This is a genomic window from Ruegeria sp. CH8 (assembly GCF_056536985.1).
The window spans coordinates 1-10,433 of record NZ_JBQFQR010000031.1; the positions used below are offsets into that span (position 1 = coordinate 1).

Consider the following 10,433-nt stretch of genomic DNA (forward strand, 5'->3'; position numbering starts at 1 on the left):
GCTTGTAGCTGATCGACGATGAATTCATCGATGTCACCTATGTCCAAATCCAAGCATGAGCAACCGAACGACGGTTAACGTGACAACACCATGAAAACCCATACGGCAGAAACTAATGGAGCTTACGATGAACAGAACAGCAATCACTCTCGCCCTGGTCACGTTGGCGTCAAGCGCGATGGCGCAAGAAGTACCCGGTCAAAACTACCAGCCGATCAATGGTGGATCGCAGCCGGTGATATTCCAGCCCTACCCCCCTGCCCCGCAGCCGGTTCAAGTCCGGCCAGACGACACCCGCCTGCCTGAAGAACAACGCGGCTATCAGGAAAACCAAAACACGACATGGCAAAACAATCTGGTCGAAGAATATCCCCCCATCGTGGGGGCCTCGATCATTGACGATCCGTCGCGCACGCTTACTCAGGGCACGGTTTTGACTGCCGTGTTTGGCGGGGCCGTAAGCTCGGAACTTCCGGGTAGCGTGGTGGCAACAATCACGCGCGGTGTCTATTCGATGGACGGTACTCGTTTGCTGCTGCCGCGTGGATCGAAGCTCTATGGCGAATATCGGGCAGATACGACATTGGCGCAAACGCGCATCATGATTGTTTGGAGCCGTGTCATCACACCTGATGGCCTGTCTGCTCAGATCGGCTCAGTTGGTACCGACGGTCAAGGCCGCACCGGCGCGACCGGCAGGGTGAACACACACTTTGGGAAGCGTTTCGGCACGGCTGCATTGTTGTCCATCATCGGTATTGCCCCTGTGGCTCTAGTGTCTGACAGCGATAGCAACAACTCGGTTCGCACGGATCTGGCAACGCAAGTGGGTTCAAACCTGCAGAACGCCACGGCGGCAGCGCTTGATGAATACCTGCGCATTACTCCGACAATCTTTGTCGATCAGGGCAGTCGTATCAACGCGATCCTTCAGCGCGACGTTGTGTTCGATAGCTTCTGAGCGCGAGACATTGAAACGACCGCCTCAGCGGTCTTTCCGGCCGCTGCCAGCATGATCGAGTGCGGTAGCGGCCTTTTTTGAAGCAAATTCAGCACTTTTTTGGAATTAATGAATCTTGTGTGGGTGCGTTTGCGTTCGAGGCAAAGCCGAGAGGCAGCGAAGGCAACCTCCACTGTTCCAAAAAGTGCTCTACCAAGGACAAGAATATGAGCGGGCGGAACGGTAATAGCCTTCTGGAATACTATACAGGCAAGATCGAGCATCTGTTGCATGACGAAAAACTGAGCGAGATTTCCGTGAACCCAGACGGCGCGGTCTGGGTTGAGGAAATGGGCACAACCCACATGACCAGGACAGGCATCACTCTGACCAAGGATGATGTTGAGAATATCGGGCGGTGTGTGGCTGGGTTCAACGACGTGACTTTCGGAGAAAAGAAGCCAATTGCGACGGCAAATGTGCCGACAAAGGAGGGCAAAGCACGGGTGCAGGTTGTCATTCCGCCTGCGACAACGGGCGTCGGGTCCGTGGCGATCCGCCTGCTCCGCGTGAAAACCGTTGACCTCGGCGCGTTCAGCTTTGCCAGCAAAGAAGCGGCGTTGGCAGAAAACAACGATCACAGCGCGCTTGAAAAGGCTCGGGCTGCTCTCGCTGCCGGAACAATGAACTTTGACGAGCTGGCCGACCTTGCGATGCTAAGCAAATGGAACGTGATCATTGCCGGTGGCACCTCGTCTGGCAAAACCACTGTTCTCAATGCAATGCTGAAGCGCGTCGATCCGGGCGAACGGATCGTGACGATTGAAGAAGTGGCCGAGCTGGACATCGAGCAACCCAATTCTGTCGATCTGCTTGCTGACCGTTCAGAAGAAGATGGCCCTCGATCACCAACAAAGCTGCTGGAATCGGCGCTGAGGTTACGGCCTGACCGCCTCGTCTGCGGTGAAATTCGGGGCGACGACGCAAATATGTTCCTGGAACTGGTGAACACCGGCCATGACGGATCTGTCTGCACCATGCACGCCAACTCGCCCGTTGATGCCATTGGACGTATGAGCAAGATGGTGCGTCGCGGATCTCCGACCGTTCAAAAGTCAGAAGTGGTCGATGACATCCGGGCCACCATTCACATGATCGTTCACATGAAGAAAATCGGGGACGAACGGAAGGTCAACGGAGTGATCTTCCCACCCCTGATGGCCGCTGATCAATTTATCTGAGGGAGAAATAGAATGAAAAAATTTGTGTATCGTAATGTCTTGATGCGGGTAGAGGAAAATGCAGGCGAGAAGTTTGCGAAGCTCGGGCAAGACGGTTGGGAAATGGTCGGCGTCGTACCTGCCGAGTTTGGCATCGTGTGCTTCTTCAAACGTGAGCTGACGGATGGCTGAGTTTCAGGATCTACCCAAAGGCAAGAAGGTAGCGATAGCCGGTACTATGGGCTTTATCGCGACCTCGGCTTGCGCGGTGTTGGTGATCGGGCTGGCGCTCGAATACATCAACACTAGGGGCTTTCGCGGGCTGGATATCTGGGCGATCCCAGAGAAGTTCATGGCACAGCCTGCAGAAACGCAGCAGATCATGGGTCTGGTGGCGGTGGTCGCGGTGGGGGTTTTGACCTTTGCATTCGTGGCGGCTGCGCTGCGTGGACCCTCAACGAAATACGGGGATGCGACTTTTGCAAAAGCCCCTCAGCTTGTCCAGGAGGGCTACGCTTCAGTCTTGAGGCTCAAAGATCCACTGGACAGTGAAATCGTGTTTGCCAAATTTGGTGAGCCAAAGGACAAGAACGCGATCTACTATAAGCCCGGCCCCGGTGTCCAAAAGCCACACGCGATGTTCATTGCCCCGTCAGGTTCGGGCAAAACCAGCGGCTTTGTGATCCCGAACGTCCTGCGTTTCAATGGTTCTTGCGTCGTCCTGGACATCAAGGGCGAGATTTTCCAGACCACGGGTGCGCGTCGGGCAGCAATGGGCGATGAGGTTTTTGTGTTCGATCCCGAGAACCCCGACAAAAGCCACAGCTACAACCCTCTGCGCCGCGCAGCACGTGCCGACAATCTGGACCGGCGGTGGGAAGAAGTGATTCAGGTTGCAACCCAGATGTTCGACACGCCCAGCTCGTCCGCACAGGGCTTTATGGGTGGCGTCGAAGGCATGTTTTGCGCAATGGCGATGTTGGCGACCAAAAGAAAGCGGCCATACATTTCCGAAGTCCTACGCCTGGTCAAAACGACCAAGCAAAAGGACTATGAGAAAATGGCTGAAGAAGTTGGATATGCGCGAGCTGCAGATGAGTTCCTGAATCTTGCAGCCGAAGAATCCAAAATCTTGCGGTCAACGATTTCGGTTATGTTGAACTCCGGCCTTCAGCTCTGGCGCAACCCGTCTGTGGCAAGAGCCACGCAGGGCAATGACATCAGCTTTGAAGATCTGCGTCGGCGCCCCACCTCGATCTACTTTTCTGTGCCAGGGAAGAAGGTCAAAGAGTTCCGGACGCTCATTCGCCTGTTCTTCCTCGATCTGGTGAACACCATCGAAACCGTTGAGCCGGGCGAAGATGAGCCGTTCAAGGTTCTGATCCTGCTCGATGAGTTTCAGCGCCTCGGCCACCTTGACCGTGTCGTTGAAGCCTATGACACCATGCGATCGTTCGGCGGCCGGCTCGTGGTGATTTCGCAAACGCTGTCGCGCCTGCAGGGCATCTATGGGCATGAAGGCGTTCGGGCGATGCTGGCAAACGCTGGCACGCAAATGTTTGCGGCGTCTGAAGATTCAGAGGTACGCGAACATGTGTCCAGGTCCATCGGTGACAAAACAGTAATGAGCAAGTCGAAGTCTCGGGCGCTCGGCAAAATGGAAATGGGCAGCATATCAGAGCGAGAAGAAGGCATTCGTCTGCTGCGTCCGGAACATGTAGGCCGACTGCCAGAAAATGAGGTTGTGCTGATCCGTGAAGGCAAGATGCCAGTGATTGCAAACAAGATCCGATACTTCGAAGATCCGTATTTCATGCAGTTCCTTGGGGGTGATGTACCGAAAATTAAAGGCACACATCGGGATCTCGCTGACGAACAGGCCAAGGACACAGCGAAGGCTCTGGCTGAGGCGAAACCGGCCCCTGCCCCGAAGAGAGAGGTTTCGGAAAAAGATCAGGAACTTCAGGCGGCATTTGATGCACAGCGCACGGTCGCAAAGCGGAAAAGCCGGTCAGCGAAAGATATGGCGATGGAGAAAATGAGAGCCAAACGGCCAGAAGGTAGTGCCTCCGCTTGACGGGGGTGCTGTTTCAGCAATCCGCGTGTGAAAACACGGTGATCAGCCACGCAATTTTGAACTGCACAAGAAAGGCCACCTCAAATTAGCTCCTTGCAGTTCATGGCTCGGTTTCCCAGGTTATTCAGACGCTCGTCTCGACGGCCTTAAATACCTGATGGGGTCTAAATCGGATTGCAGCCGTTCGTGCAGATCGCGGCGAAGAGGGGAAAAGAGCCCGTTTTGACAAATGCCGCAGGTCGCATGAATGTCCGTTGTGCGCCCTGCGGTTTTTGGCTTGGGTTAGGTCGCCTAAGTGATTTCTCCGGCAAAGGCCCTGCTCACGCCGGGAACACCCAAAACGCGTTGCTTCAAGGCAGCAAGCGCAGGGAAAATTTGTGTGATCTTACCGTCGATCTTGGCCTCCCAGTGCAGTGTCGACGCCACATATAAATCGGCCAGGCTCATCGTATCGCCAGCGAGAAAATCCTGATCCCGAAGGGCCGCGTCCAGTAAGGCATAATTATCCATCAAATCAGTCTCAGCCAGCTTGGAAACCGCTGCAAGATCACCTTCCCCCGCAATACGCTGCGGAAAGAACAGCCTGATCCAAATCGGATGAATCGTTGCGTAGCAGAAGAACAACCATTTCAACGCTTCACGCCCTTCATAAGTAGAAAGCTCTGGCATCAAGCCTGCCTCAGGGTTCCTTGCTGCGAGCCATAGGTTGATGGCTCCGCCTTCGAAGGCAGGCCCGCCGTCGTCCAAGAGTGCTGGCACTTTTCCAAGCGGGTTGGCCTCTTCAAACGCCTGTGACTTGTTGCCGAGATCGACGACTTCGAGCTCAAATGGGGTTTGCGTGATTGTAAGTGCCGCGTGAACCGCTGAAGAGCAGCTGGCAGGCAAGTGGAAAAACTTGGTCATCTCAGTCTCATGTGTGGGTTTATGTAGTGGCGGATGGAGAGCGAAGAATGCACCCGCTCCCCGACATTCTCAGTTGCGACGCAGCCAGTCCGCGATGGCGCGTCCAATCGCGACCGGCTGGTCTTCCTGGATGAAGTGCAAGCCCTGACCGATAAACACTGTCTCCAGATCACCGATCAGGTTGCTGTAGAAAGGAACGGCTTGTGGCGGCACCAGAACGCCCGGCTCCGCGTAGGTCAGCAAGACAGGCATATCCGTTTCGCCCATGAAGGATTGAATGTCGGCCATCAGTTGAACGTTCTCTGTCGGCTCCTCTCCCCCAATCGGTACTTCGCGCGGCCACATCCAGGTTGGAAGACGGCTTTCGACAGTTGCATAGGGTGCGCCATAGGCCTGCATTGCCCGCTCGCCCAAGGTGCGGTTGACCATCATGGGCAGGATGCCTTCCACGAAGAAGTTGCCCTCCATGACCATCTCGTATCCCTGTTCTTCATCCTGAAGTGCGCGGAACATGCCGCCCATCTCCTCGCCCATTGCCTCATAGCTGGGCTGCGGCATCGCGGGTGGAAGAACGCCTTCCATAAAGGCTAATCTGACTACGAGATCGGGATTGCGCCGAGCAAAATCCCACGCCAGTGCGGCACCCCAGTCATGCCCCACGAGCGTAATATCTGTAAGGCCCATCTTGGCAACAAATGCATCGAGGAACCGAGCGTGATCTGCGAAGGAATAGTCGATGTCCGGTTTGCCAGATGTCCCCATACCGATCAGATCCACTGCGATTGCGCGATGCGTTTCGGCCACATGTGGCATGACATTGCGCCAAAGATAACTTGAGGTCGGGTTTCCATGCACAAACAGGACCGGATCCCCGGAACCTGTCTCGATATATGACATCGAAGAAGACAGAACATCGACACTCTGTGGAGCGAGCGTCAGTTCCTCCGACACTGCAGGGATCGGCAGTTTTGCGCCTTCGGACATCGCAGCAACTGGCGTCGAGGCGAGCGCCATCGTTCCGGCCAAAGCCAGAATACTTGACTTGAGTTTCATGGTATTTCCTTGAAGGTAGTTGGTTTCTTCCGGACAAGGACTGCTTGCTCGTCCGGTTTCAAGGCGCCTGATAGCTCAGGCGCGCTTCGTGGTCAGAATGATCGACGCGCTCTCTAGGTCGAATATCGAGTCGCGCAGTGCAATATGAGATTGATACTCTGCATCTCCCGCCATGCCCTGCATCGAGGTTTCGGGATCGTCGGTCTCGAACAAGTTGATGAGGTCAGCCTGTTGCGCCCCTCGCAGCGACTTGAGCGCCCGAAGCGGGGCATCAACGCGCCGCAAACCATGACGTTCCATCGCCGGGCGGACTTTCTCAAAATAGGATAGCGCATCTTCGATGGTTTTGCCTTCCCTGAAGGGAAGAATGTCAACAAGAATATATGCCATTTCGGTTCTCCTATGTGTTTCTTTTCTCACCCCAGGCACGGCCTCACAGACGGCGTTTGGGGCATGATCTCGGGCAGAGTTGCTCGAACAGGCCAAAGCTAGTAGTCTCACTATCGGTACGCAATTTCCTGAATTGAGACATATTGGTGCACATATGAGACAGATGGACTGGGGCGATTTGAAACTTTTTCTGCTGTTTGTGCGAAGTGGCTCTACTCGGGCTGCTGGCGCGGCTCTCGGAATCAGCCATTCTACCGTCGCGCGCCGGTTGGAGGCGATGAGCGCGTTGGCGGGTGCACCACTTTATCAGCGAAAAGGTAGCAAAATCGAGCTTTCTCAAACTGGACAGGAAGTGCTTTCGACAGCTGCAACCATTGAGGATGAGATTGCCAACTTGGATCGCCGCACTTTCGGGCAAAGCCGCGAGATTTCCGGACCGCTCACCCTGTCGATGGGGGATGTTCTGGCGGTCAAACCGATGCTGGAGATTCTGGACGAATTCAGGCGAAGACATCCTGGTATCGATCTGCGTGTGATAACGAGCGCATCGCTGTCCGACCTGGACAGACGTGATGCCGACCTTGCATTGCGGTTCGGACAAAGCCCGGACGACCACCTCGTTGGTCGCAAACTGACTGAAACCGCCCGCGCGATTTATCTTTCCAAGGCACTTGCTCAGAAAATTCGAAACGGCAAGCCATTTGATGACTTGGGTTGGATCAGCTTTAGTCCCAGTGGCTCTTCAGAGTCCTGGAAGAAAAGCACCCCCTTCCCAAACCATCCTACAGTCATGCGGATAGGTGACATGCGAACGCAGCAGTTGGCCTGTCGCGCGGGCATTGGTCTGGTTCTTTTGCCTTGTGTCCTTTGCGACCAGGACCCCGAGTTGGTGAGGATAACAGATCCCGAATTCGTTCCACGTCAGGATCTTTGGCTGTTGCGCCATGCGGAACTTCGCGACAATGCCCGTGTGCGCGTTCTGAGTGATCATTTGGTACGCTCTCTTCCGCAGTTGATCAGTGTATTCAGGGGTGAGAGTGGAGTAACGATAGAGCTGCCAAAACAGACTGGCTGAAATCGTCTTTCAAGCTAATTGATCCCCTGCTGCCATTTTGAACCGCCTCTTCGAAACTATTGTGCATAGCGATGGCAATTGTTGTTAAGGCCACGAAACTTTGCTGCTCTTCTCTTGCTCGCGGGTGACGCCAAGTTCCTGAAGCCGTCGTTCGAGCAGAATAGTTCAACGGTAGCTTTGTCCGCGTTTGGCCTGTTCGCTGACGACGACGCGAATGATAGCATTTCCCGACAGCACGCATTCGTGCATTGAACGGCGAATGGCGGCTGGGAGCCCATACCAGAAGTGTCGATTTTGCGCTTCGCGCGCTCGCAGCGGAAGAACTGCCGCGCATGCATTGGTCAGGGTGCTTCCGCGCGACGAGAAGGGCAGCCATTCGTTCGGAGCGCAGCGGTTTTTCCCTATCCTATACTCGGGTGGCGGGGCTTTGTCGTAATTTGGCACGCCAACGCGAACGGTTGGTTCCAGGTAGTTCGCGGGCTTTGTCAGTCGAAGGGCTTATTGCGGGTCCAGTCAAAAGTCCCGGTGTCCCGTTCCTGCACCGCCTGTTTCCAGCCGACTTGCTCCACGCGGGCTTTGAAGTTCATGCCCTCGGGTGAATGGCGGGTGATGCCGTCAAACACGGTGGCAAGGCGCTGTGTTTGGTTGACCTTTTCCTCTACTGCGGAGTTGATCACCATCTTCTGCATGGCCAGTTGGTTGACGGGAACGGTCGCCATGCGCGTTGCCAGTGCCTCGACCTCATCATCCAGTTGGTCATCAGGCACGGATTTCAGCACCAACCCCATTTCAGCGGCCTCAACCCCGCTGATCTTGTCACCCGTGAACATCATCCGCTTGGCCTTTTCCGGCCCCAGCCTGTGCACCCACATTGCGGTCGTCGGGCAGCCCCAAACGCGGGTGGGCATGTAGCCGATTTGAGCAGTGTCGCCCATGACGGTCAGATCGGCACAGAGCGCGATGTCCGATCCCCCCGCGACGGCAAAGCCGTGAACCTTGCAGATCACCGGCTTCATCGCCCGGAACAGCGACATGAAGGCTTGCGTGTTGGCCCACATGAACTGGAAATCCTGCATCGGGTCCCAGGGCATGTCCTGTACCACCTTGTTGGGACCATTGCCCTCGGCGTAGTGGGCCAGGTCATAGCCTGCGCAAAAGGCCTTTCCTGCGCCAGACAGGACCATCACGTGGATGTCTCGGTCATGGTCGGCCTCTGCCACCGCCGCCGCCAGTTCGCGCGGCAGGTCATCGTCGATGGCATTCATCACCTCAGGTCGGTTCAGGGTGATCCGCCCGATCCGGCCATCTTTCTCGTACAGAATCTTTGCCATACCTAACCCCAATCGCTGACAGCCTTGACCTCCAGAAACTCCTCAAGACCCCAGACACCGCCTTCTCGGCCATTGCCCGACTGCTTCATGCCACCGAAAGGCGACCCGGCAACGCCGAACTTGCCGTTCATCTCGACCATACCAGACCGCAGCTGACGCGCGACCCGGCGTGCGCGGGACTTGTCCGTAGTCTGGACGTAGTTCGTCAGGCCATAGGGCGTATCGTTCGCCAAGGCGAGGGCCTCTTCCTCGCTATCGAAGGGTGTGATGCAAAGAACAGGCCCGAAGATTTCTTCCTTCCAGATCGTCATTTCCGGCGTGACATCAGCAAAGATCGTGGGGCGCACGAAGTGACCCCCGCTCAGCCCGTCGGGGCGGCCAAGACCACCCGCGATCAACGTGGCCTGTTCGTCGATGCCGCGCTTGATCAGGTATTGGATTTTGTTGAGTTGACTTTCAGACACAACCGGCCCGATCTGGCGGCCTTCGATGTCCGCCGGTCCGACCTCCGTTTTCTCGGCTACGGCTCGGGCGGTTTCAACGGCCTGCTCGTAGATCGAGCGCTCCACCAGCATCCGGGTCGGCGCGTTGCAGGACTGACCCGAGTTGTTGAAGCAGTGCCGCACGCCGCGCGCAACGGCCTTTTCATCTGCATCGGCGAAGATGATGTTGGCCCCCTTGCCCCCCAGTTCGAGGCTGACGCGTTTCACGGTGTCTGCCGCGGCCTTGCTGATCGCGACACCAGCTCGGGTTGACCCGGTGAAGCTGACCATGTCCACGTCCGGGTGCGCGGTGAGATGCGCGCCAACACCGGCACCATCACCGTTCACAAGATTGAACACGCCTGGTGGGAAGCCCGCTGCATCGATCATCTCGGCCAGCAGAATGGCACTGAGTGGAGACAGTTCCGAGGGTTTCAGAACCACCGTGCAGCCCGCCGCCAATGCAGGGGCGACCTTCAGCATCACCTGGTTCATCGGCCAGTTCCATGGAGTGATCAAGGCACAGATACCCACCGGCTCGTATAGGATCATGTCGCCGGGAGCGTGATCCCCCAAAGGACGTTCAAAGGCAAAAGCCTTGGCCGCCCGAATGGTGTTCTTAAGATGCCCGGCCCCGGCGCCGACCTGTGCCGTCTTTGCCAGTGCGATAGGTGCACCCATTTCCGTGCTGATGGCCTGCGCCATGTCTTCAGCCCGAGACTTGTAGACTTCCATCAACCGCTCCAGTGCGGCGATCCGTTCCTCGGGGTCTGTTGCCGCCCAGGCCGGAAAGGCTGCCTTGGCTGCGGCGACGGCCGCGTCAGCATCAGCGACGCCACCCAAAGTGATCGTGGCGATCTTCTCTTCCGTGGACGGGTTCTCAACCGCCATTTCGCGCCCGTCGACCGAGGCGACCCATTGGCCGTTGATATAGTGTTTGGATGCGTCCTGCATGGTGGTTC

At 56.4% G+C, this 10,433-nt stretch carries 10 protein-coding genes; 5 read left to right on the forward strand and 5 right to left on the reverse strand.

Annotation, left to right across the window (positions count from 1 at the left end; translation table 11 throughout):
• Positions 1–127 precede the first annotated feature (127 nt).
• From ACR0ER_RS22665 to ACR0ER_RS22680, 4 genes are all read left to right on the forward strand, one after another.
• Entirely contained in the window at positions 128–961 is an 834-nt protein-coding gene (locus ACR0ER_RS22665) for a TraB/TrbI/VirB10 family type IV secretion system protein (RefSeq protein WP_170649832.1), read from the forward strand.
• A 206-nt stretch (positions 962–1,167) separates the two neighbouring features.
• A complete protein-coding gene (locus ACR0ER_RS22670) occupies positions 1,168–2,181 on the forward strand; it encodes an ATPase, T2SS/T4P/T4SS family (protein ID WP_480770849.1) in 1,014 nt (337 codons plus the stop codon).
• A 12-nt stretch (positions 2,182–2,193) separates the two neighbouring features.
• Complete coding sequence (locus ACR0ER_RS22675; RefSeq protein ID WP_170649834.1) at positions 2,194–2,352, forward strand: DUF4177 domain-containing protein; 159 nt, start codon at positions 2,194–2,196, stop codon at positions 2,350–2,352.
• A complete protein-coding gene (locus tag ACR0ER_RS22680; protein ID WP_170649835.1) occupies positions 2,345–4,237 on the forward strand; it encodes a type IV secretory system conjugative DNA transfer family protein in 1,893 nt (630 codons plus the stop codon). Before ACR0ER_RS22675 ends, ACR0ER_RS22680 begins: the two co-directional genes overlap by 8 nt.
• A 291-nt stretch (positions 4,238–4,528) precedes the next feature.
• Here ACR0ER_RS22680 and ACR0ER_RS22685 read toward each other — a convergent pair whose 3' ends face one another.
• The 3 genes from ACR0ER_RS22685 to ACR0ER_RS22695 form a co-directional block, all read right to left on the reverse strand.
• Positions 4,529–5,140, reverse strand: coding sequence for a glutathione S-transferase family protein (locus tag ACR0ER_RS22685; protein WP_170415503.1), 612 nt, complete (start codon positions 5,138–5,140; stop codon positions 4,529–4,531).
• A gap of 69 nt (positions 5,141–5,209) precedes the next feature.
• Entirely contained in the window at positions 5,210–6,193 is a 984-nt protein-coding gene (locus ACR0ER_RS22690) for a haloalkane dehalogenase (protein ID WP_480770850.1), read from the reverse strand.
• Between the two features lie 75 nt (positions 6,194–6,268).
• Positions 6,269–6,583, reverse strand: coding sequence for a hypothetical protein (locus tag ACR0ER_RS22695; RefSeq protein ID WP_170415507.1), 315 nt, complete (start codon positions 6,581–6,583; stop codon positions 6,269–6,271).
• Between the two features lie 79 nt (positions 6,584–6,662).
• Between ACR0ER_RS22695 and ACR0ER_RS22700 the strand changes: the two genes are divergently transcribed.
• A complete protein-coding gene (locus ACR0ER_RS22700; RefSeq protein ID WP_170570592.1) occupies positions 6,663–7,658 on the forward strand; it encodes a LysR family transcriptional regulator in 996 nt (331 codons plus the stop codon).
• A gap of 485 nt (positions 7,659–8,143) precedes the next feature.
• Here the strand turns inward: ACR0ER_RS22700 and ACR0ER_RS22705 are convergent, their stop codons facing one another.
• Entirely contained in the window at positions 8,144–8,989 is an 846-nt protein-coding gene (locus ACR0ER_RS22705) for a crotonase/enoyl-CoA hydratase family protein (RefSeq protein WP_170649836.1), read from the reverse strand.
• Between the two features lie 2 nt (positions 8,990–8,991).
• Positions 8,992–10,425, reverse strand: a complete 1,434-nt coding sequence (locus ACR0ER_RS22710) for an aldehyde dehydrogenase family protein (RefSeq protein WP_170649837.1) — start codon at positions 10,423–10,425, stop codon at positions 8,992–8,994.
• Between the last annotated feature and the right edge of the window lie 8 nt (positions 10,426–10,433).

Coding starts and splice junctions, on each gene's coding strand:
- ACR0ER_RS22680 (WP_170649835.1), top strand. CDS start 2,345: ATGGCTGAGTTTCAGGATCTACCCAAAGGCAAGAAGGTAGCGATAGCC.
- ACR0ER_RS22685 (WP_170415503.1), bottom strand. CDS start 5,140: ATGACCAAGTTTTTCCACTTGCCTGCCAGCTGCTCTTCAGCGGTTCAC.
- ACR0ER_RS22675 (WP_170649834.1), top strand. CDS start 2,194: ATGAAAAAATTTGTGTATCGTAATGTCTTGATGCGGGTAGAGGAAAAT.
- ACR0ER_RS22690 (WP_480770850.1), bottom strand. CDS start 6,193: ATGAAACTCAAGTCAAGTATTCTGGCTTTGGCCGGAACGATGGCGCTC.
- ACR0ER_RS22705 (WP_170649836.1), bottom strand. CDS start 8,989: ATGGCAAAGATTCTGTACGAGAAAGATGGCCGGATCGGGCGGATCACC.
- ACR0ER_RS22695 (WP_170415507.1), bottom strand. CDS start 6,583: ATGGCATATATTCTTGTTGACATTCTTCCCTTCAGGGAAGGCAAAACC.
- ACR0ER_RS22710 (WP_170649837.1), bottom strand. CDS start 10,425: ATGCAGGACGCATCCAAACACTATATCAACGGCCAATGGGTCGCCTCG.
- ACR0ER_RS22665 (WP_170649832.1), top strand. CDS start 128: ATGAACAGAACAGCAATCACTCTCGCCCTGGTCACGTTGGCGTCAAGC.
- ACR0ER_RS22670 (WP_480770849.1), top strand. CDS start 1,168: ATGAGCGGGCGGAACGGTAATAGCCTTCTGGAATACTATACAGGCAAG.